A 20,315-nucleotide genomic window follows, 5' to 3' on the forward strand; every position below is an offset into this window, starting at 1 on the left:
TGCGAACGGCGGGGCGCCCCGGCGGTGCGAGGGGCGGCGGATATGATCGACGCATGGATGAGAAGGCGCTTCTGGAGCTGGTGGCGGAGATCCTCGAGGTCGAGGTGGACGAGGTCGCACTGACCGATGAGCTGGACGCGGTGGGCTGGGACTCGCTCGCGAACATCAGCTTCATCGCGGAGGTCGACGAGGCGATCGGCGTGACGATCGATGCGGACGAGCTCGCGAACGCGAAGACCGTCTCCGACCTGCACGCACTCACCCGTGCCGGTGCCTGAGACCTCCGACTACCTGCACCTCGACGGCCGCGCGGTCGTCGTCACCGGCGCAACCTCGGGCATCGGTCGGCAGACCGCGATCGACCTCTCGCGTCAGGGCGCCCGGGTCGCGCTGATCGGACGCCGCGAGGCCGAGCTGGAGGAGACCCGCGGCCTGCTCGCGGGCGAGGGGCACCTGCTGGCGCCGTTCGACCTGACCGACCACGCGGGCGTCGCGGCGCTGCTGCGCGGGATCGCCGCCGAGCTCGGACCGCTCGACGGCCTGGTGCACGCGGCGGGCGTCCACGTGACCGCTCCGCTGCGGATCGCGACGGCCGATCAGACCTCGGCCGTGTTCGACATCAACGTCACGAGCGCGCTGATGCTCGCCAAGGCGTTCCGTCACCCCAAGGTGCGCGCCGAGTCGTCGAGCATCGTCCTGCTGTCGTCGGCGGTCGGCCTGGTCGGGGAAGCAGGAGTGAGCGCGTACGCGGCGAGCAAGGCCGCCGTCGCATCCCTCGGCAAGTCGCTCGCGCTCGAGCTGGCGCGGGAGGGTGTGCGCGTCAACAGCATCGCCGCCGGGATCGTCGAGACCGCGCTGACCGAACGGCTGCGCGCCTCGGTGGGTGCCGCGGCCTGGGACGAGATCGAGGCGGCGCACCCGCTCGGCCTCGGCACCGTGGAAGACGTGGCGGGGGCGGCGCTGTATCTGCTCTCCCCGGTCTCGCGCTGGGTCACCGGTTCGGTGATGGTGGTGGACGGCGGGTACACCGCGAGGTGACCGCTCCCGGCCCGTAGACTGGGGGCATGGGTGCCCGCATCGCTGCCGTCGACTACTACCTGCCCGAGGCCGTCCTCAGCAATGAGGATCTCTCCCGAGAGTTCCCGGAGTGGAGCGTCGAGAAGATCTCCGGCAAGACCGGGATCGACCGCCGCCACATCTCCGGTCCCGACGAGTTCTCGTCCGACCTGGCCATCGCGGCAGCACGACGTCTGTTCGAGCGCGACGGCATCGACCCCCAGTCGATCGACTACGTGATCCTCTGCACGCAGAGCCCCGACTACTACCTCCCCTCGACCGCCTGCATCGTGCAGGACGCCCTGGGCATCCCGACCTCGGCGGGCGCGACCGACATCACGCTCGGCTGCTCCGGCTACATCTACGCCCTGGGCCTCGCCAAGGGCCTGATCGAGTCGGGCCAGGCGGCGAAGGTCCTGGTCGTCACGGCCGACACGTACACGAAGTTCATCAACCCGGCCGACAAGTCCGTGCGCACGATCTTCGGCGACGGCGCGGCAGCGACCCTCGTGACCGCGGACGGCTCCGACACCTCGCTCACCGCCATGACCTACGGCACGGACGGCTCGGGCGGCAAGAGCCTCATCGTCCCGAACGGCGGGCTGCGCGCGGGCGCCGCACTCCAGCCGAAGGCCGACACGGCCGTGCGGGAGCTCGTCGCCTCGGGCTACGACCTGTACATGGACGGCCCCGACATCTTCAACTTCACCCTCCGCGTGGTGCCGGAGACGGTCGAGGAGATCCTCGCCAAGGCGCAGCTGGAGCAGAACGACATCGACCTGTTCGTGTTCCACCAGGCGAACGCCTTCATGCTCGAGCACCTGCGCAAGAAGCTCAAGGTGCCCGCCGAGAAGTTCTTCGTGTCGCTCGCCGAGTCCGGCAACACGGTGTCGTCCACCATCCCGATCGCGCTCGCCGACGCCGAACGCCAGGGCGCCCTGGTGCCCGGCATGCGCGTGATGCTCCTCGGCTTCGGTGTCGGTCTCTCCTGGGGTGGGCTGGTCGCGACGTGGTGAGCGCCTCCGCCCCGCGCCCGACGCTCCTCATCCTGTCCTTCGTGCCGATCGACGGTGACCCGCGCGTCATCAAGCAGGTCCGCCGCTTCGTCGACGAGTACGACGTGACGACGTGCTCGCCCGGCCCGTCGCCGCACCCCGGCGTCACGCACGTCGAGATCCGTGGCGACCTCCCGCCCAAGCAGGACATCGTGACCAGGGTGCGCGACGAGTTCGCGCGGCGGACCGAGGGGTTCCGCCGGATGTACTTCCAGTCGCCCGGTGTGCTCGAGACCATCCACCTGTTGCGCGGGCGGCGTTTCGACGCGGTGATCGCCAACGACGCCGAGACCGTGGGCGTCGCGTGCCGGCTCTTCGGCGCCGACCGCGTGCACGCCGACCTGCACGAGTTCTTCCCGGACATGGGCTTCGAGGACACGCCGCTCGGCCGTCGGCACCAGCGCTACTGGTCGTGGATGACGAAGCACCTGGTGTCGCAGGCGCACTCGTCCACGACGGTCGGCGGCGAGATCGCCAAGCGGTACCACGAGTACGGCCTCCAGCCCGGGGTGGTGACGAACTCGACACACCTGCGCGACCTCCCGTACCGTCCCGTGGGTTCCGCGATCCGGCTCGTGCACAGCGGCAACCCATTCCACGAGCGCAGCCTCGGCGAGATCATGCGTGCGGTGGCGGCGTCCCCGGTCGAGGTCACCTTCGACCTCTACCTCACGTGGCAGCCCGAGAAGACGCGCTCCGAGTTCGTGGCGCTCGCCGAGGAGCTGGGGCCGCGGATCACGGTGCACGACCCCGTGCCGCAGTCCGTGCTCATCGAGACGCTCAACGAGTACGACCTCGGCATCCACATCCTGCAGCCGGTGAGCACCAACAACGTGATGGCACTGCCGAACAAGTTCTTCGACTACGTCCAGGCGCGCCTCGGCATCGTGGTCGGCCCGTCGGTCGAGATGGCGCGCATCGTGCGCGACCATGGCCTCGGCGTCGTCACGGACGGCTTCGACGAGGCATCGATCGCCGCGACCATCGACGCGCTCACCCCCGAGCGCGTCGACGGGTTCAAGCAGGCCGCGATGCGGGCGGCCGATGCGCTCTCCGCGGAGCGGCAGGTCGAGGTGTGGGCGCGGGCCGTGGAGGAGATCGTCGCCGGCTCGGCGGGCCGTGCCTGACCTCGGGGCGCGGGCGTATCGCCTCGCGCAGAAGCTGGTGCCCTCGTCGATCGCGGGGTATGTGCTCCCCGGGCACGTGCGCCAGTTCCGCGAGACCGGTGTCACCGTGGCCAGCGACGCCCCGCGGCGACTGCTCATCGCGCCGGTGAACTCGGCGGGGCAGGGGTACGCGTGGGCGCGGGCGGCCGAGACGCTGCCCGGCGTCGCCGCAGCCAGCGCCATGTTCCGCGGGGGCGACGACGTGTTCGGGTTCCACGCCGATCACCTCATCCCCGCGACGGCACTGGTCGGCAACGCTCGCTGGCGCCGGGCGCAGCACCACGCGATCCTCCACGGCTTCACGCACGTGCTGATCGAATCCGGGCGGCACCTCTCCGAGCTCGACGGCGACCCGCTGGAGCTGGTGCGAGAGCTGCAGACGGCGGGGGTCCGCGTGGCGCTCGTGTGGCACGGGAGCGACATCCGTCTCCCGAGTGCGCACGCCGCGCGCGAGCCGGACTCGCCCTTCCACGGTGATCGCTATGCCGGGACAGCCGTGCTCGAGGAGATCGCCGAGCGGCACGCGCGCTTCGCAGAGGCCGCCGGGGTGCCCGTGTTCGTCTCGACTCCGGATCTGCTGCCGTTCGCGCCGGGTGCCACCTGGCTCCCCGTCGTGGTGGATCCGCGATCCTGGGCCGCGGCGGGGGACCGCCCTGCGCTCTCCGGCGACGGGCCACTGCGCGTCGTGCATGCCCCGTCGAGCGCCGGCCTGAAGGGCAGCGACCGCATCGCCGCAGCCGTGCAGCGGCTCGAGGCCGAGGGGCTCATCGAGTACACCGAGGTCAGGGGCGTCCCCGCCGAGCGGATGCCGGAGCTGTACGGCGGCGCCGACGTCGTCCTCGACCAGTTCCTCGCCGGGGCCTACGGCGTCGCGGTCTGCGAGGCGCTGGCGGCCGGTCGCCTGGTGGTCAGCCATGTGTCGGACGACACCCGTGAGGCGGTGCGCGCGGCCAGCGGACACGAGCTGCCCGTGGTGCAGGCCAGGGCAACGGAACTGGAGGGCGTGCTGCGCGAGGTCGCCGCGAATCGCGCGCGCTCTGCGACGCGAGCCGCCGAGGGGCCGGCGTTCGTGCGCGCGGTGCACGACGGGACGATGTCGGCGGAGACGCTGCGGCCGTTCCTCGACGCGTGAGCCGCCGGGCTCCGTAGAGTAGATGCTCGTGAAGATCGTCAGCGTCGTCGGCGCGCGCCCCCAGTTCGTCAAGCTCGCCCCGATCCACCATGCCGCCCGCGCGGCCGGGGTGGAGCACGTGATCGTGCACACCGGACAGCACTACGACCCGCTGCTGTCTGACGTGTTCTTCGAGGATCTGGGGATCGGCGCCCCCGACGTGCACCTCGGCGTGGGCAGCGGCTCGCACGGCGTGCAGACCGGTGCGATGCTGGGCGCCCTCGACGCGGTGTTCGACGAGCACCGCCCCGACTGGGTGCTGGTGTACGGCGACACGAACTCGACGGTGGCGGCGGCGCTGAGCGCGGTCAAACTGCACATCCCGGTGGCGCACCTGGAGGCGGGGCTGCGCAGCTTCAACCGTCGCATGCCGGAGGAGCACAACCGCGTGCTGACCGACCATGCCGCCGACCTTCTTCTCGCACCGACGCAGGTCGCCGTCGACCACCTCACGCGCGAAGGGCTGGCCGAGCGCACCGTGCTGGTGGGCGATGTGATGACCGATGTGCTGTTCGACGTGCGCGACCGTGTCGCCCGGCGTGCCGCCGACGAGGGGGAGCGCCTGGACGCCGCCGAGGGGGAGTACTACCTGGCGACGATCCACCGCGCCGAGAACACCGACGACCCGGCGCGGCTGCGGCAGGTGGTCGAGGCCCTGGCGGGGCTCGACCGTCCCGTCGTGCTGCTGGCCCACCCGCGCGTGGTGGCCAAGGCGGCCGCGCACGGCATCGACCTCGACCGCGGCTCGCTCACCTCCCGCCCGCCGCTCGCCTACCCCGACCTGATCGCGGCCGCGGCCGCGAGTGCCGGTGTGGTGACCGACTCGGGCGGCCTGCAGAAGGAGGCGTTCCTGCTGCGCGTGCCGTGCACGACCGTGCGCACCGAGACGGAGTGGGTCGAGACGGTGGAGCTGGGCTGGAACGTGCTCGCGAACACGCGCGAGGAGATCGCGGCGGCCGTGACGCGTCCTCGACCGGCGGCCACGGACGCGGCACCGTACGGCGACGGGCACGCCGCCGAGCGCGTGATCGCGGTGCTGTCCGAGCGTCGCTGAGGCTCACCCGCGAGGAGCCGGGTACCCGCGCCGGAATATACTCGAACCCATGCGTATCGCCGTCGTGGCCCTCGGAAAGATCGGCCTGCCCCTCGCCGTCCAGTTCGCCAGCAAGGGACACGACGTGGTCGGGGTCGACGTCAATGCGGCCCTCGTCGACAGCGTCAACCGGGGCGTCGAGCCGTTCCCCGGCGAGGCGCAGCTGCAGGAGAAGCTGACGGCGGCGCTCGAGGCCGGACGGCTGCGGGCGACGACCGACTACGCGGAGGCGATCCCCGGGGCTGATGCCGTGGTCGTGGTCGTGCCGCTGTTCGTGAACGAGGAGACCGCGGAGCCCGAGTTCGGGTGGATGGACGCGGCCACCCGCTCGCTCGCCGAGCACCTGACCCCCGGCACGCTGGTGTCGTACGAGACCACGCTGCCGGTCGGGGTGACGCGCGGCCGCTGGAAGCCCCTGCTCGAGGAGGTCTCGGGGCTGCGCGAGGGGGAGGACTTCCACGTGGTGTTCTCCCCGGAGCGGGTGTTCTCGGGGCGGATCTTCGCCGACCTGCGCAAGTACCCCAAGCTGATCGGCGCGCTCTCCGACGAGGGGGCCCGCCGGGCCGTCGCGTTCTACGAGTCGGTGCTCGACTTCGACGAGCGTCCCGACCTGCCGCGCACGAACGGGGTGTGGGACCTGCAGAGCGCCGAGGCGGCCGAGATGGCCAAGCTCGCCGAGACCACCTACCGCGACGTGAACATCGGCCTGGCGAACCAGTTCGCCCTCTTCGCGGGTGCCAACGGCATCGACGTGTACCAGGTGATCGAGGCGTGCAACTCGCAGGTCTTCAGTCACATCCACCGCCCCGGCATCGCGGTGGGCGGCCACTGCATCCCGGTCTACCCCAAGCTGTACCTGTCGACCGACCCCGACGCCGACATCGTGCGCACGGCGCGCGAGTTCAACGAGTCGATGCCAGAGCGCCTGGTGGCTCAGGCCGAGGGCATGCTCGGCGACCTGTCCGGACTCCGGGCGGTCGTGCTGGGCGCGGCGTACCGCGGCGGGGTGAAGGAGACCGCGTTCTCCGGTGTCTTCCCCACCGTCGAGGCACTGCGACGCCGCGGCGCCGAGGTGCGCGTGCACGACCCCCTGTACACGGACGACGAGCTGCGCGCCCTGGGACTCGAGCCCTACGCGCTCGGGGAGGGCGTCGACCTCGCGATCGTGCAGACCGATCACGCCGAGTACCGCACGCTCCGTCCCGTCCAGCTGCCGGGCGTGCGGCTCCTGGTCGACGGCCGCGCCGTGACCGACGCGGAGGCCTGGGCCGGCACGCCGCGCATGGTCGTCGGCGCCGGCCGCGCCTCCGCCACGGTCTGACGACCCGCGACCGGGCGCTGCGGCTGAAGCTCCCAGCCGCGCGCCGATACGATTGAGGCATGGATCTTCTCGTCGTCGGGTCGGGTTTCTTCGGCCTCACCATCGCTGAGCGTGCCGCGGAAGCCGGCCGCAAGGTGACCGTCATCGACCGCCGCCCCCACATCGGCGGCAACGCCTACAGTGAGGCGGAACCCGAGACGGGGATCGAGGTGCACCGCTACGGGGCGCACCTGTTCCACACGTCGAACGCGACCGTGTGGGAGTACGTCAACCGCTTCACCACCTTCACGAACTACGTGCACCGGGTCTACACGACCCACAAGGGAACGGTGTTCCCGATGCCGGTGAACCTGGGCACGATCAACCAGTTCTTCCAGGCGGCCTACACGCCGGACCAGGCGCGGGCTCTGGTGAAGGAGCAGGCGGGGGAGTTCGACGTGAAGTCCGCCGCGAACTTCGAGGAGAAGGGCATCGCGCTCGTCGGCCGTCCGCTGTTCGAGGCGTTCTTCCGCGACTACACCGCCAAGCAGTGGCAGACCGACCCGCAGAAGCTGTCCGGCGACATCATCAGCCGCCTGCCCGTGCGCTACACGTACGACAACCGCTACTTCAACGACACGTGGGAGGGCCTGCCGACCGACGGGTACACCGCGTGGCTCGAGCGCATGGCGGACCACCCCCGCATCGAGGTGAAGCTCGGCGTCGACTACTTCGACGAGGCGCAGCCGCTGAACAAGAGGGCGACCGTCGGCCAGGTGCCCGTGGTCTACACGGGGCCGGTCGACCGCTACTTCGACTACGCGGAGGGCGCCCTGAGCTGGCGCACGCTCGACTTCGAGCAGGAGGTGCTGAACGTCCGCGACTTCCAGGGCACCAGCGTCATGAACTACCCCGACATGGACGTGCCCTACACGCGCATCCACGAGTTCAAGCACTTCCACCCGGAGCGCAAAGACGTCTACGACTCCGACAAGACCGTCATCATGCGCGAGTTCTCCCGCTTCGCCGAGCGCGAGGACGAGCCGTACTACCCGGTGAACACGCCGACCGACCGCGAGGGGCTGCTGGCCTACCGCGAGCTGGCGAAGGGCGAGAAGGACGTGCACTTCGGCGGGCGTCTGGGAACGTACCAGTACCTCGACATGCACATGGCCATCGGGTCGGCGCTGTCGCTCTGGAACAACACTCTCTCCTAGACTCGGAACCGTGAGTCACGCTGCTGTCGGGGCGCCCGGGACGCCCCGGCGCTATCTGCATTCGCTGTGGCTGCTGTCCGCCCGCGACCTGAAGGTGCGGTACGCGACGAGCGCCCTCGGCTACCTGTGGTCGGTGCTCGATCCGCTGGTGATGAGCGCCATCTACTGGTTCGTGTTCACGCAGGTGTTCCATCGGAGCGTGGGCGAGGACCCGTACATCGTGTTCCTCATCGTGGCGCTGCTGCCGTGGGTGTGGTTCAACACCTCGGTGTCGGATTTCACGAGGGCGTTCAAGAAGGATTCGCGTCTCGTGCGCTCGACGGCGATCCCGCGATCGATCTGGGTCAACCGCATCGTGCTGAGCAAGGGCATCGAGTTCCTGTTCTCGATCCCCGTGCTGGTGCTGTTCGCGGTGTTCAGCGGAGCCACGGTGAACGTGATGCTGCTGTGGTTCCCGGTCGCGCTCCTCCTGCAGATCATGCTGCTGGTCGGGCTCGGTCTGCTGGTCGCGCCGCTGTGCGTGCTGTACACGGATCTGGAGCGGACGACGGCGCTGATCCTCCGCGCGCTGTTCTACGCCTCGCCCGTCATCTACAGCTTCGAAGACCTCCCGGCGCCCTTCGACGTGATCGGGGCGTTCAACCCGCTCGCCGGGATCTTCACGCTCTACCGCGTGGGCTTCTTCCCCGATCTGTGGGACCCGATGCCGGTGATCGTGAGCGTCGTGATGTGCGTGGTCATCCTGGCGCTCGGCGTGTGGACGTTCCGGAGCCTCGAGCGCCCGGTGCTGAAGGAACTGTGATGTCTGCGGCTGCACGCGTGCTCATCGCTGAGCTCGACGCGCCCGCCCAGGCGGCGCTCTTCGACGGGGCTGCCGATGCGCGGGAGGCGATCACCGAGCTGACGGGGATGCTCCGGATCGGCATGCTCGTCTCCAGCGAGATCCTGGTGACCGACGCCATGCTGCTCGACGGGGCGTACTTCCTGACGCTGGGTCCGGACGGTGTCATGCGGGAGCTCGGCGCGACGCCGGGACGGTATCCCCTCACGATCACGGGCGTGCACCCGACGCTGCGCGAAGGTCTGGATGCTCGGCTCGCGAACGACGCGTTCCACTGGTCGCTTCCCGCTCTGCGCGGTGCGGTCGGGATTCCGGCGGAGGTCCGCCGCGGGTGGGACGAATGGCTGCGGTTCGTCGAGACGGGGATCATCCGGTACGAGCAGCAGACGGGTGGCGACGCACCCTTGCGCACGGGCACCCCGCCGGCCTCGTCGCCGGAGGCGCTGCGCGTGATCGCCGACGCGCGACTCGACGAGGTACGGTTCCGCAGCGTGGCGTGGCAGCGCATCGAGGCGCTCCCGCTCGCGGAGGCCGATCGGGAGGCGGTGCGTCGCTGGTGGGGCGACGCGTACCTGCGCATGATCGCGGAGAACGCGGGAGCGGACTGGGTGACGTTCGGCGCCGAGGCCGACGGGCACCTCGCTCGCGCCGCGCACGACGTGGAGCTGCCGCTGTCGACGACGCTGGTCGCGTGGGCGCGGGAGTCCACCCCCGCCACGATCGCGGTCGCCTGGGACGCCTCTCATCGTCAGCGGCACCGCCTGCGCGAGCGGCCGACGTGGTCGCGCATGCGCGGGCTCGCTTTTGCGGCCACCCAGGTGACGGCCGTGTCGTCGCGGGGCTTCGTGCTGCTGACGTCGATCGCGAAGCTCGTCATCGCGCTCTGCGTGGTCGCCCTCGCCGTGCCCGGCCTCGGGCTCGGCTCCGTGGACAACGTCTGGACCTGGGTGGCCTTCGTCGGCGCCATCGCCACGACCGTGCCCTTCGACTCGCTCGGTGCCCTCCGGGAGCTTCTCGTCCGCGATCCGCAGGCACGGTTCGTCCTGCACAGGGGAGCGCGCTCATGACCGATGGATTCACCCCGGTGTACGCGAGCTCCGACGGGCTCCCGGTGCGGCTCGAGGCCGCCGCGCGGCGCGCCGCCGACGGGTCCGCCTACACGCACCACCGCCTCGTCGTCTCCGACGGGCGAGCAGGAGCGGTGATCGTGGCCCGCGACGCGGATCGGCTGCTGCTCGTGCTGAGCGCCCGGGAAGCCGCGGGGGCCGAGCTCTGGGAGCTCCCTCGCGGGGCCGGCGAAGCCGGTGAGACGGCCGTCGAGACCGCCCTCAGAGAGCTGCGGGAGGAGACCGGCCTGCGCGGCCGCGACCCGCAGGTGCTGGGAACGTACGTGACCGACTCGTCGATCTTCCCTCAGGAGGTCGCTGTCGTGGAGTGCCGCATCGACCAGGACGCGCCGGCGACCGTGCCGGACGGGGAAGTCTCCGACCGGCGCTGGCTGCCGCTCGCGGAACTGGCGCATGCCGTGCAGGACGGGACGATCCGTGATGCCCACACGCTCGCGGCCATCGCCGTCCTCTCATCGAGGGGGGAGCTGTGATGTCCGCGGCAATCGAGGTACAGGGGCTCGGCGTCCGTTTCCGCCGCAACCGGAGGGGGCGGCGCAGCTTCAAGGACCTGTTCAGCGGGGCATCGCGCCGTTCGCGCCCCGGCGAGTTCTGGGCGTTGCGCGACGTCTCGTTCACGGTGCAGCCGGGGGAGTCGATCGGTGTGGTCGGCCGCAACGGACAGGGGAAGTCGACGCTGCTGCGCCTGGTCGCCGGCGTGCTGCTCCCCGATGAGGGGTCGGTGCATGTCAACGGAGGCGTGGCGCCGCTCATCGAGATCACCGGCGGTTTCGTCGGCGATCTGACGGTGCGGGAGAACGTGCGTCTCACCGCGGGTCTCCACGGCATGTCGCGCGACGAGGTCTCGCGCCGCTACGACGACATCATCGCGTTCGCCGAGCTCGCCGGCTTCGAGGAGACGCCCTACAAGCACCTCTCCAACGGCATGAAGGTGCGGCTGGCGTTCTCTGTCGTATCGCAGCTCGACGAGCCGATCCTCCTTGTCGACGAGGTCCTCGCCGTCGGTGACAAGGCGTTCCGCGACAAGTGCTACAAGCGCATCGACGAGCTGCTCGCGGAGGGGCGCACGCTGTTCTTCGTGAGCCACAACGAGCGCGACCTGCGCCGGTTCTGCACGCGCGGGCTGTACCTCGACAAGGGCGCGCTCGCGCTGGACGCACCGATCGGCGAGGTGCTCGACCGCTACAACGCCGACTACGCGGTCTGAGCCGCCACGCCCGCACGGTCGGGGCGAGGTCGCCGGGGCTCAGAGGCCGACGAGGCTCCGCAGGCTCTGCGCCGCCGTGCGCGCGGCATCGACCGCGCCGGCGGTGTTCCCGCCGTCGGTGATCGCCGTCCGCAGCTCGCTGAGCCGCTGCGTGTACGAGGCGGTGCCGTCGCGCCAGCTGTCCGCGATCGACGACGGTGCCGGGAGGTCGGACAGGCGTCGCGCGTCTTCCTGCAGCGTGTCCACCACGGGCAGCGCGTCCTGACCACTCGCGCCCGCGACGATGTCGAGCCCGCGCAGCGCGTCGGCCAGCGGCCCGGAGACCTGTCCGCGGAAAGCCTCCACGGTGGGGTCGACGACCGGCGGCTGCGTCACGATCGGCGTCTGGCTCGGCTGCGGGCCCGCCGTCGGCGTGGCCGTGGGCGTCGGCGTCGCGGTCGGCGTGGGGGTCGAGCTCGGCGAGGGCGAGGCGCTCGGTCCGGGCGTCGGGCCGTCTCCGCGAGGCAGGAGGAAGAACAGCAGGGCACCGATGATCGCGAGGGCGAGCACCGAGAGGCCGACGATCAGCCACACCCGCCCCTTGCGCTCGGGGGTGGGCGGAAGCGGGGCCCAGCGGAGCTCCGGCTGCGGTTCCTGCGGATCGGTCACGTCATGCCTCCAGAGGGGTCATCGGCTGCCACGACCGGTCGCGGCCCACGCGGCCGCCGTCGCGGATCCCGCGGAACAGGTTGCTCGTGCCCCGCACCGTGCGCTCGACGAAGACGAGCCGGATGAGCTCCTTCGCGAACGTCGCCGCGGTGCCGAGGCCGAACAGCACAGGGTTGTACACGCCGTGGACGCGGTAGTACTGCTTGATGAAGCCGCGGTTGCGCATGATGTAGTACCGGTAGGCGTTGCTCGACGCGTTCATGTGCCGGATGCCCATGTCCCACTGCTTGATCTCGCGCGTGCGACGCAGCACGAACTCGTCCACGATGACCGCCGTGGTCAGGCGCGAAGCCAGCCAGCCGTACATCTGGTCGTCCCAGTAGATGAAGAACCGCGGGTCGGGGAGCCCGATCTGCTGCACGATCGAGCGGTGGATGAACATGCCCTCGAAGCAGCCGCTGTTCATGTGCTTGTAGCCCGACTCGTCGAAGCCGGCCGGGGCGAACGGGATCGGGATGCCCATGCGCTCCGCGATGCGGTACTGCCAGTAGAACTCGCTGCCGTCGTAGTCGTACCGGCGGCCCTGGATGCTCTTGAAGCGCGGCGCCCAGCGGCCCATCCTGGCCAGGCCGTCCGGCAGCACCTCCACGTCGTCGTCCATCATCCAGATCCACTCGGACCCGAGCTCGTACGCGGTGCGCATGCCCTCGCTGAAGCCTCCGGACCCGCCCGTGTTCGTCTGCAGGCGCCGGTACACGATCTCGGTGCCGATGTCGTCGCGGAACGACTCGACCACGTCGGTGGTGTCGTCGGCCGACGCGTTGTCGATGATGACCACGCGGCCCGGCTTCGGGTCCATCGCGGTGATGCTGGTGAGCAGCCCGGACAACAGGTGCGAACGGTTGAAGGTGACGATGACGATGGTCGCTGCGGTGGGGTCGAATGCAGCGGGGGCCGCGGTCATGCCTTCTCCTCGAAGATCTGCTGCCAGGACTGGGGGGAGACGAGATCGGGCATCGCCTCGCGGTAGCGCGCCCGCAGCTCCGGCCACCGGCGCCGGAGCTCGGCGTGCAGCCGGACGCTCTCGCGCAGCATGCGGCGGTACTGGCGGCGGTCGCGCGTGTAGATGTTCTTTCCGGAGCCGTCGGCCGTGCTCACCAGCACGCTGTCGAAGGAGGGGACGCGCCACCACTGGGCGTCCTCCTTGCCGAACTCGGCCTCCGGCTGCACGACGTTCGCCGGGTGTGGACGGTGCATCCAGTGCGACACCAGCGTGGTCAGCGTGAACCAGCGCAGCCGCAGACCGGTCGGGTTGTCGAGGTCGTTCTTCGACACCTGCTTGTACACCTGGCGCCCGCGACGCGAGTAGAGCACGCGCGACGGGTCGCGGTGCACCACGGTCTCGGGGAACTCGGCGGCGAGGGCCCGCGCGGCGGGCATCGCGGTACGGATGTTCCGGCGCATGTGCTCCGGCCCCGACAGCACGTCGCGCAGCGCCCTGGCACGGAGGGCGACCGGGTAGTACTGCATCATCATCAGGTGCTTGAGGTCGACGCGCCGGCTGTGCCGGAGCAGGCGACCTCCGCGCGGGACCTCCGAGTGCAGGAGCCCGGCGACGATGCGGTTCCTGGCATGGAAGTAGGCCTGCCAGTCGATCGTGTCGTCCTTGTTCACCCAGGAGACGTGCCACAGGGCGACGCCCGGCATCGAGACGGTGGGGAATCCGGCCTCCCCGGCGCGCAGGCAGAACTCCGCGTCGTCCCATTTGATGAACGCGGGGAGGGCGAGGCCGACCGCGCGGACCGCCTCGACCGGGATGAGGCACATCCACCAGCCGTTGTAGTCGGCGTCCATGCGCATGTGCAGCAGCGTCGACTGGCGCAGGTTCGACACCCCGAAGTCGTGCGGCATCTGCTCCTGGTACAGGTTGCGCCACATGAACGGCGCCTGGTCGACCACCTCGGCCCACCCGTGCAGCTTGGGCCGGTCGAGCAGATCGAACATGTGGCCGCCCACCAGCACGGGCGTGGTCGCGTACTGTCCGAACACGATCGACCGGCGCAGCGACTCCGGCTCCAGGCGCACGTCGTCGTCGAGCAGCTGCACGAAGTCGCTCTCCGGGCGCTGCAGCGTCTCGTGCATCGCCCTGGCGAAGCCGCCGGAGCCGCCCAGGTTCGGCTGCCGGATCACCTGCAGGGTCTCGCCGAGGCGTTCGGCGACGTCGTCGTAGCCGTCCTGCTCCTGGACCAGCTGCGTGCCCTGGTCGACGAGGAAGATGCGGTCGACGAACTCGAGGGCATCGGGCGAGGCGGCCAGGGCGCGCAGCGTCTCGACGCAGTAGTCGGGCTTGTTGAACGTGGTGATCCCGAGCGAGGCCTTGCCGGTGCGGGCCGGCTCGTGCTCGGTGGTCCACTCAGCGCCCTCCAGCACGGCAGGCTTCTCGTCGGCGACCACGTCGAACCAGATCCATCCGCCGTCGCTGTACTGCGTCAGCGCCAGGTCGAACGACGTCGTGGCCTCTCCGGTGACCTCGCGTGTGGCGACCCGCTGGCGCACGCCGCTGCCGTTCGAGCGGTAGACGAGGATCGTGGCGGGTCCGGTCGTGCGGACCGTGAGCTGCACCTCGCGCACGCTCGTCCAGTGCTGCCAGTACGACGCGGGGAAGGCGTTGAAGTAGGTGCCGAGGGAGACGCGGCGGCCGGCGACGATGCGCGCACGGTGACGGCCGAGGATGTTGCCCAGGTGCGCCCTGTTGGACACCCGGACGGGCTCGTTCTCGATCACGGACCAGGTCTCGGGGTCGGCGTAGAGCGGGAGCAGGTCGGGGTCGCGATCGAGCGGGAAGACGACATTCTGAAGGACGTGGGCCACAGGGAGGTTCTCCGATGTTGGTGTCGCGGGACGCCGCCGGTGGGCAGCGCGCGACTCGACGAGCAGTGAGTAGCCTACCGTTCGTCACCTCGGGATCCGCGGAGAGCCTCCCCGGTCGCGCCCAGCCCGCCTGGTTAGACTGACCGCGATGAAGGTACTGATCACCGGCGGCGCCGGCTACATCGGATCGACCGTGGCGACGGCATGCATCGAGGCCGGGATCGAGGTCGTCGTGCTCGACGACCTCTCCAAGGGGCTCGAGGTGTTCGGCGACGGACGCAACCTCTACGTCGGCGACATCGCCGATCACGCGGTGCTGGACCGGCTGCTGGCCGACCACCCCGACATCGACGCCGTCGTCCACTGCGCGGCGCGCGTGGTCGTGCCGGAGTCGGTCGCCGACCCCCTGGGCTACTACGACAGCAACGTGGGCAAGACGATCGTGCTGCTGCAGCGGCTGCGCGACGCGGGTGTCCCGCGCGTCGTGTTCAGCTCCTCGGCCTCGGTGTACGCAGGGGAGTCGGGTGACGGCGTCGACGAGAGCGGTGCCCTGGCGCCCGCGAGCCCCTACGCGACCACCAAGGCCATGGTGGAGCAGATCCTCGCCGACGCAGCGGCCGCCGGCGACTTCCGGGCGATCGCGCTGCGCTACTTCAACCCGATCGGCGCCGACCCCCGCCTGCGCACGGGGCTTCAGAACCCCACGCCCTCGCACGCGCTGGGCAAGATCATGCAGGCGCACGCCTCGGGCGAGCCCTTCACCATCACCGGCACCGACTGGGCTACGCGCGACGGCTCCGGGCTGCGCGACTACGTGCACGTCTGGGACCTGGCTCTCGCGCACGTCGCCGCGGTGCAGCGGTTCGACCGCGTGGCCACGCCCGACGAGCCGTACCAGGTGATCAACCTGGGCACGGGCGACGGCGTCACGGTGCGCGAGCTCGTGCAGGCGTTCGAGCGGGTCACGGGCGAGGTGCTGCCGGTGGTCGAGACCGGCCGACGCCCGGGCGACCAGGCGGGCGCGTACGCGATCGTCGACCGTGCCGCCGAGGTGCTGGACTGGCGCGCCGAGCGCTCGGTCGACGACGGTGTGCGCGACGCACTGGCCTGGTCGGAGAAGCTCCGCTCGCTGCGCTGACCTCCGGCGCGGACCCTAGCCCTGGGGGCGGAGGGTCGGGATGGCCCCGGTGTGCGCGGCGTCGATGTTCTCGCGCCACGAGCGGGACTGCCCGGCGCGCAGGGCGCACAGCACGAGCAGGAACCAGCCGGCACCCACCAGCGTGAAGCTCTCGAACATCGAATCGACGGCGAGCGTTACGAGCGTGATTGGCGTCCACGCGTAGACCACGGATCGGCGCACGCTCGCCACCAGCCAGGAGCGGATGAGGGCGACTCCTCCCAGCAGCAGGAACAGCACGAGGCCGGCCGTGCCGAGCTGCAGCAGCACATCGAAGAACGCGTTCAGCGCGCTCTGGTGGTGCTCGCCCAGCTGGAAGTTGATGAACGTGAACGGATACTCTCCGCGAGCCCAGTCGCCGAACCAGCCCCACCCCGTGATCGGCTTGATGGACACGAAGTCGAGGATCATGTTCCACAGGGTCGCCCGCATCGAGAAATCGGAGCCGGCGTCCAGCAGCGCGATGATCTGGTGCCGCAGCGCGAACGCCACCGCCAGGGCGAGGGCGACCAGCGCCCCGAGGCCCCACTGGACGATGGTGCGACGCGCGGGGGAGGTGTGCCGCACGATCGTGAGCGCCACCGTCACGATGCCGACCGCCACCGCCAGGACGAGCACCGTCGGCGAGGAGGACAGGAACGCCAGCCCGCCGGCGAGGGCGATCGACACGACCGCGAGCGGCGGGTCCACCGACTGCGTGCGCCACTCGATCACGAAGGTGATCAGCGCGATCACGGCGATGAACCCGAGCATGTTGCGGCTGCCGAAGACGCCCTGCACCGGTCCGCCGAGCGCGAGGTCGCCCTGCACGCCGAGGAACGAGAACGGGATGTCGAGCAGCACGCCGGACAGGATCTCCACGCCCAGCGAGAGGGTCAGGAGCACCCGCAGCGCGTCGCCGAGCGCCCGCACGGTCTGGAGGGTGTCGCGGATGTGGCCGACCGTGATGGCGAGGAACGCGAAGCCCAGCAGGGAGAGCCAGCCGAAGAACGTGTCCGAACGATCGGTCGTCCACACCAGGCTCACCAGTGCCCAGCCGAGGAACGCGATCAGCGACGAGGGCGCGAGGCGCAGCAGCGACAGCTCCTCGCGGCGCACCCAGAGGATCGCGGCCCCCAGCACGCAGAGCAGCGTGACGATCGTGGCGAGGGTGACGGGAGACGTCATCCGCTCGATCAGGAACGAGCCGAACACCGCCAGCAGCACCGCGAGCGTGAAGGCCCGCGCGAACTCCGCCGACCCGAGGAGCCGGGTGATCGTGCGACCCGGCGTCACGGCACCCGCCGCTGCGTCGTCCCGCGCTCGAACACGAGGTCGCGCTCACCCACGCCCACGAGCGGCACGGACTTCAGCTTGAACGACAACAGGACCAGCAGCAGCCAGCCCCACAGCATGATCGGCGTGGACTCGGTCAGGCCCTGCACGAGCAGCACGACGGTGTAGAGGCTCGGCAGCAGGGTGATCGGCGAGAACGGTCGGTGCGCGTCGAGGTCCCACCGCGGACGGTCGACCGCGAAGAACCAGGAGCGCCACAGCAGGCTGCCGTAGGCGACGGCCATCAGCACGACGCCGAGCACGCCCAGCTGCAGCAGCACGTCGAGCCACATGTTGTGCGCGTGGAACACGGTGATGCCGTGGTCGACGATCCAGTGGTCGAACGCGGGATCGCTCGGCACCCATGGGCTGGAGAAGCCGTTGCCGAACAGGGGGTGCTCGCCCGCGCGCTCCAGGACCTTGGTCCAGATCTTCTCCGAGCGCCCGGTCAGGTCGGCGCTGCGGCCGAGGAGCGACAGCAGGGGCCCGCGCAGCAGCCAGACGGCGGCCCCGACGATCACGGTCGAGCCGATGGCGACGACGTACACGCGCGTGCGGGCGCTCGGGGTCGACGCCCGCCGCATGACCAGTGCCACCACCAGCACCACGACAGCGGCGCCCGCGCACACCAGCGCCGTGGCGGAGGAGGTGCGCAGCAGGAAGTAGGCCGCGAGGATCATCCACAGCGCGAGGGTCGTGCGCCACCGTGCCCGTGCCGCGAACAGCACGCCGAACGTGATGAGAGCGAACAGGGACACGATCGCGAGCAGGTTCGCGTTGCCCACGATGCCCTGGATGCGGCCACCGTCGAAGAGGTTGTCGCGCACCCAGTACCACTGCGGGTCGATCTCGCCGTCCGGCACGTCGACGAAGTTCGGCAGCAGGGGGCCGTGCAGCACGAGGGACACCCACAGCTCTAGGGCGAGCGACAGTCCGAGGATCCACTTGAAGGCGGAGGACAGCGCGCGCACGATCTCGTGCCAGGTGAGCACGTGCGCGATGAACAGGCCGTTCACGGTGACCGCGGCGAGCAGCAGCCCGGTCGCGATCGTCGGCCCGCGCCACTGCGACCATGCCACGGACACCAGCGCGAGTGCGGTGTAGCCCAGCGCGGCCCACGGCAGGCGTCGCCAGCGGAAGGGCTGCGGGCGACGACGCGCGAGCATCGGGATGCCGATCGCGAGGGTCGCGACGGTGAACAGCGCCAGCACGGCGGCGGCGCCGACCACGCCGAGCAGGTTGTAGACGGCGGAGTGCGCGAAGGCCACGAAGAGCACGAGGATGACGTACCCGCGCAGCAGCAGGTGCCCCGTCGACTCGCGCTCCGGCGCGGTGGGAAGGGGGGCCACCGGGTGCTTGGTGTACTGGGCCATCGCGTTCAGGCTACCGCGAGGGACGCGCGGCGATCCTGAGCGCCGCAGCGGGGCTCTACGCTGGGGGCATGCTGCTCGAGCTCACGAACGCCCCCCGCGACTACGCCTGGGGATCCGAGACCCTGCTGGCCGATCTGGAGGGGCGCACCCCGACGGGCGCACCGGAGGCCGAGGTGTGGTTCGGCGACCACCCCGGCGACCCGGCGGAGGTCGTGGGCGACGGCACGCTCGACCGCGTCACGGGCGGCACCCTTCCCTACCTGCTGAAGCTGCTCGCAGCCGGGAGCCCGCTGTCGATCCAGGTGCACCCGACGATCGAGCAGGCGAAGGCCGGGTGGGCGAAGGAGAGCGCACGGCCCCTCGACGACCCCGAGCGCAACTACCGGGACGACAACCACAAGCCCGAGCTCATCGTCGCGCTGAGCGAGCGCTTCGAGTCGCTGAGCGGACTGCGCCCCGTCGCCGAGTCGCTCCGGCTCCTCGACACGCTCGCGCCGGGACCGGGGGTTTCCCGGCTCCGGGAGCTCCTCCAGCAGGAGTCCGACCCGCTGGGCTCCGCGATCGGCTGGCTGCTCGGCGGCGACGCCCAGGCGGAGGTCGACGAGATCACGGCCGCCGTGATCGCCGCGGCCGCGGGCGAGGCGGGGGAGTGGACCGAGACGGTGCGAGCGGTCGCCGGCATCGCGGGGCACTACCCCGGCGACCCCGGCGTGGTGGTGGCGCTGCTGATGAACCACGTCGTGCTGCGCCGCGGTGAGGGCGTGTTCCTGCGGGCCGGGCTGCTGCACGCCTATCTCTCCGGTCTCGGTGTGGAGATCATGGCGGCGAGCGACAACGTGCTGCGCGGCGGACTGACCCCGAAGCGCATCGACGTCGCCGAGCTGCTGCACATCCTCGACACGACGACGGGCGAGGTGCCGGTGCTGCGTCCGCAGGACGGCCAGGCGATCACCGAGTACCCGGTGCCCGTGCCGGACTTCGCGCTGCGGCGGGTCGCGCTGGACGGCGAGCCGGTGACGCTCGCGGTGGACGGCCCGACGATGGTGCTCGCGACCTCGGGGGCGGTGCGGGTGGCCACGGCGACGGGGGAGGAGCTCACGGCGGCGGTCGGCACGGCGGTGTTCGCGGACGCCGAGGAGCGCACGCTCACCCTCGGTGGTGCGGGCGAGGCGTTCGTGGCGACGCCCGGGCGCTGACACGACCGCGACACGCCGACGGGCGTCCATGAACCTTCAAGAATCCGTTGAGGGTTTACGATCCGCGACTTGACCCGAGCGAATCACACCGGTGTAATTAGGTGAGCACGGCCCGCCAGGGGGGCGGTTTTTGAAGGGTTGGAGGTCGACATGACGGGTTACCGTTCCGATGTGCCGGAGAACTGGTTCGTCGATCCGGTCAACCTCGGTGTTCCCGGGGTTCGCCGGTCCGACCCGGACGACGACAACGCCCTCGCCTGGCAGAGCGACGCGCTCTGCTCGCAGACCGACCCGGAGGCCTTCTTCCCCGAGAAGGGCGGCTCGACGCGCGACGCCAAGCGCATCTGCACCGCGTGCGACGTCCGTGGCGAATGCCTCGAATACGCGCTGAGCAACGACGAGCGCTTCGGCATCTGGGGCGGTCTCTCCGAGCGCGAGCGCCGCAAGCTCAAGCGCCGCGCCAGCTGAGGCGACCACGCCGCGCGGCTTCGCGGGCGCGCCGG

General features: G+C 70.6%; 20 protein-coding genes. 15 read left to right on the forward strand and 5 right to left on the reverse strand.

The genetic code is table 11. The features are described from left to right. Window positions 1–53 precede the first annotated feature (53 nt). Genes KV394_RS11470 through KV394_RS11525 form a run of 12 tightly spaced genes read left to right on the forward strand, consistent with a single transcriptional unit; the run spans window position 54 to window position 11,233 of the window. Entirely contained in the window at window positions 54–278 is a 225-nt protein-coding gene (locus KV394_RS11470; RefSeq protein ID WP_136029893.1) for an acyl carrier protein, read from the forward strand. Continuing rightward, window positions 271–1,038 (forward strand): SDR family NAD(P)-dependent oxidoreductase, encoded by a 768-nt coding sequence (locus KV394_RS11475; protein WP_247981495.1) that lies wholly within the window; start codon window positions 271–273, stop codon window positions 1,036–1,038. The genes KV394_RS11470 and KV394_RS11475 overlap by 8 nt, the downstream gene beginning before the upstream one ends. Window positions 1,039–1,064: 26 nt before the next feature. Then, window positions 1,065–2,072 (forward strand): 3-oxoacyl-ACP synthase III family protein, encoded by a 1,008-nt coding sequence (locus KV394_RS11480; protein ID WP_247981496.1) that lies wholly within the window; start codon window positions 1,065–1,067, stop codon window positions 2,070–2,072. Then, on the forward strand, window positions 2,066–3,238 hold the full coding sequence (locus tag KV394_RS11485) for a glycosyltransferase family 4 protein (RefSeq protein WP_136046072.1): 1,173 nt from the start codon (window positions 2,066–2,068) through the stop codon (window positions 3,236–3,238). The genes KV394_RS11480 and KV394_RS11485 overlap by 7 nt, the downstream gene beginning before the upstream one ends. Then, complete coding sequence (locus KV394_RS11490; protein WP_247981497.1) at window positions 3,231–4,409, forward strand: glycosyltransferase family protein; 1,179 nt, start codon at window positions 3,231–3,233, stop codon at window positions 4,407–4,409. The genes KV394_RS11485 and KV394_RS11490 overlap by 8 nt, the downstream gene beginning before the upstream one ends. A 28-nt stretch (window positions 4,410–4,437) precedes the next feature. Then, on the forward strand, window positions 4,438–5,502 hold the full coding sequence (gene wecB, locus KV394_RS11495; protein WP_136037056.1) for a non-hydrolyzing UDP-N-acetylglucosamine 2-epimerase: 1,065 nt from the start codon (window positions 4,438–4,440) through the stop codon (window positions 5,500–5,502). 49 nt (window positions 5,503–5,551) lie between these two features. Then, window positions 5,552–6,862 carry a nucleotide sugar dehydrogenase gene (locus KV394_RS11500; RefSeq protein WP_136037057.1) on the forward strand — a complete coding sequence of 437 codons (1,311 nt, stop codon included), beginning with the start codon at window positions 5,552–5,554 and terminating at the stop codon, window positions 6,860–6,862. Window positions 6,863–6,921: 59 nt separating this feature from the next. Beyond that, on the forward strand, window positions 6,922–8,058 hold the full coding sequence (gene glf, locus KV394_RS11505) for a UDP-galactopyranose mutase (RefSeq protein ID WP_136029879.1): 1,137 nt from the start codon (window positions 6,922–6,924) through the stop codon (window positions 8,056–8,058). A gap of 10 nt (window positions 8,059–8,068) precedes the next feature. Next, window positions 8,069–8,860 carry an ABC transporter permease gene (locus tag KV394_RS11510; protein WP_136029877.1) on the forward strand — a complete coding sequence of 264 codons (792 nt, stop codon included), beginning with the start codon at window positions 8,069–8,071 and terminating at the stop codon, window positions 8,858–8,860. Further along, a complete protein-coding gene (locus KV394_RS11515; protein ID WP_168387290.1) occupies window positions 8,860–9,966 on the forward strand; it encodes a hypothetical protein in 1,107 nt (368 codons plus the stop codon). Before KV394_RS11510 ends, KV394_RS11515 begins: the two co-directional genes overlap by 1 nt. Beyond that, window positions 9,963–10,499, forward strand: a complete 537-nt coding sequence (locus KV394_RS11520; RefSeq protein ID WP_168387291.1) for an NUDIX hydrolase — start codon at window positions 9,963–9,965, stop codon at window positions 10,497–10,499. The genes KV394_RS11515 and KV394_RS11520 overlap by 4 nt, the downstream gene beginning before the upstream one ends. Further along, window positions 10,499–11,233 (forward strand): ABC transporter ATP-binding protein, encoded by a 735-nt coding sequence (locus tag KV394_RS11525; RefSeq protein WP_136029875.1) that lies wholly within the window; start codon window positions 10,499–10,501, stop codon window positions 11,231–11,233. The genes KV394_RS11520 and KV394_RS11525 overlap by 1 nt, the downstream gene beginning before the upstream one ends. A 39-nt stretch (window positions 11,234–11,272) precedes the next feature. Here KV394_RS11525 and KV394_RS11530 read toward each other — a convergent pair whose 3' ends face one another. The 3 genes from KV394_RS11530 to KV394_RS11540 are packed head-to-tail and all read right to left on the reverse strand — an operon-like array spanning window position 11,273 to window position 14,752. Then, the gene (locus KV394_RS11530) at window positions 11,273–11,881 is read right to left on the reverse strand and encodes a hypothetical protein (RefSeq protein WP_247981498.1); all 609 of its coding nucleotides are present in this window, start codon (window positions 11,879–11,881) and stop codon (window positions 11,273–11,275) included. A 1-nt stretch (window position 11,882) separates the two neighbouring features. Further along, window positions 11,883–12,845 carry a glycosyltransferase gene (locus KV394_RS11535; protein ID WP_136029870.1) on the reverse strand — a complete coding sequence of 321 codons (963 nt, stop codon included), beginning with the start codon at window positions 12,843–12,845 and terminating at the stop codon, window positions 11,883–11,885. Then, window positions 12,842–14,752: a glycosyltransferase gene (locus KV394_RS11540; RefSeq protein ID WP_136037059.1), complete on the reverse strand. Its 1,911-nt coding sequence runs from the start codon at window positions 14,750–14,752 to the stop codon at window positions 12,842–12,844. Before KV394_RS11540 ends, KV394_RS11535 begins: the two co-directional genes overlap by 4 nt. 148 nt (window positions 14,753–14,900) lie before the next feature. Between KV394_RS11540 and galE the strand changes: the two genes are divergently transcribed. Next, window positions 14,901–15,890: a UDP-glucose 4-epimerase GalE gene (gene galE, locus KV394_RS11545; protein WP_247981499.1), complete on the forward strand. Its 990-nt coding sequence runs from the start codon at window positions 14,901–14,903 to the stop codon at window positions 15,888–15,890. Between the two features lie 15 nt (window positions 15,891–15,905). On the opposite strand, the gene KV394_RS11550 is transcribed toward galE, so the two are convergent. Both KV394_RS11550 and KV394_RS11555 read right to left on the reverse strand, forming a co-directional pair. Continuing rightward, a complete protein-coding gene (locus tag KV394_RS11550) occupies window positions 15,906–17,204 on the reverse strand; it encodes an O-antigen ligase family protein (RefSeq protein WP_247981500.1) in 1,299 nt (432 codons plus the stop codon). Further along, entirely contained in the window at window positions 17,201–18,616 is a 1,416-nt protein-coding gene (locus KV394_RS11555; protein WP_136045788.1) for an O-antigen ligase family protein, read from the reverse strand. Before KV394_RS11555 ends, KV394_RS11550 begins: the two co-directional genes overlap by 4 nt. A 68-nt stretch (window positions 18,617–18,684) precedes the next feature. On the opposite strand from KV394_RS11555, the gene manA reads away from it, so the two are divergent. Both manA and KV394_RS11565 read left to right on the forward strand, forming a co-directional pair. Further along, the gene (gene manA, locus KV394_RS11560; RefSeq protein ID WP_136045789.1) at window positions 18,685–19,812 is read left to right on the forward strand and encodes a mannose-6-phosphate isomerase, class I; all 1,128 of its coding nucleotides are present in this window, start codon (window positions 18,685–18,687) and stop codon (window positions 19,810–19,812) included. Between the two features lie 150 nt (window positions 19,813–19,962). Next, window positions 19,963–20,280, forward strand: a complete 318-nt coding sequence (locus KV394_RS11565) for a WhiB family transcriptional regulator (RefSeq protein WP_136029858.1) — start codon at window positions 19,963–19,965, stop codon at window positions 20,278–20,280. Window positions 20,281–20,315: the final 35 nt, after the last annotated feature.

Source organism: Microbacterium sufflavum (assembly GCF_023101165.1).
In the GTDB taxonomy this organism is placed as follows: Bacteria; Actinomycetota; Actinomycetes; order Actinomycetales; family Microbacteriaceae; genus Microbacterium; species Microbacterium sufflavum.

Coding starts and splice junctions, on each gene's coding strand:
- KV394_RS11470 (WP_136029893.1), top strand. CDS start 54: ATGGATGAGAAGGCGCTTCTGGAGCTGGTGGCGGAGATCCTCGAGGTC.
- KV394_RS11480 (WP_247981496.1), top strand. CDS start 1,065: ATGGGTGCCCGCATCGCTGCCGTCGACTACTACCTGCCCGAGGCCGTC.
- KV394_RS11500 (WP_136037057.1), top strand. CDS start 5,552: ATGCGTATCGCCGTCGTGGCCCTCGGAAAGATCGGCCTGCCCCTCGCC.
- glf (WP_136029879.1), top strand. CDS start 6,922: ATGGATCTTCTCGTCGTCGGGTCGGGTTTCTTCGGCCTCACCATCGCT.
- KV394_RS11515 (WP_168387290.1), top strand. CDS start 8,860: ATGTCTGCGGCTGCACGCGTGCTCATCGCTGAGCTCGACGCGCCCGCC.
- KV394_RS11520 (WP_168387291.1), top strand. CDS start 9,963: ATGACCGATGGATTCACCCCGGTGTACGCGAGCTCCGACGGGCTCCCG.
- KV394_RS11525 (WP_136029875.1), top strand. CDS start 10,499: ATGTCCGCGGCAATCGAGGTACAGGGGCTCGGCGTCCGTTTCCGCCGC.
- KV394_RS11535 (WP_136029870.1), bottom strand. CDS start 12,845: ATGACCGCGGCCCCCGCTGCATTCGACCCCACCGCAGCGACCATCGTC.
- galE (WP_247981499.1), top strand. CDS start 14,901: ATGAAGGTACTGATCACCGGCGGCGCCGGCTACATCGGATCGACCGTG.
- KV394_RS11555 (WP_136045788.1), bottom strand. CDS start 18,616: ATGGCCCAGTACACCAAGCACCCGGTGGCCCCCCTTCCCACCGCGCCG.
- manA (WP_136045789.1), top strand. CDS start 18,685: ATGCTGCTCGAGCTCACGAACGCCCCCCGCGACTACGCCTGGGGATCC.
- KV394_RS11565 (WP_136029858.1), top strand. CDS start 19,963: ATGACGGGTTACCGTTCCGATGTGCCGGAGAACTGGTTCGTCGATCCG.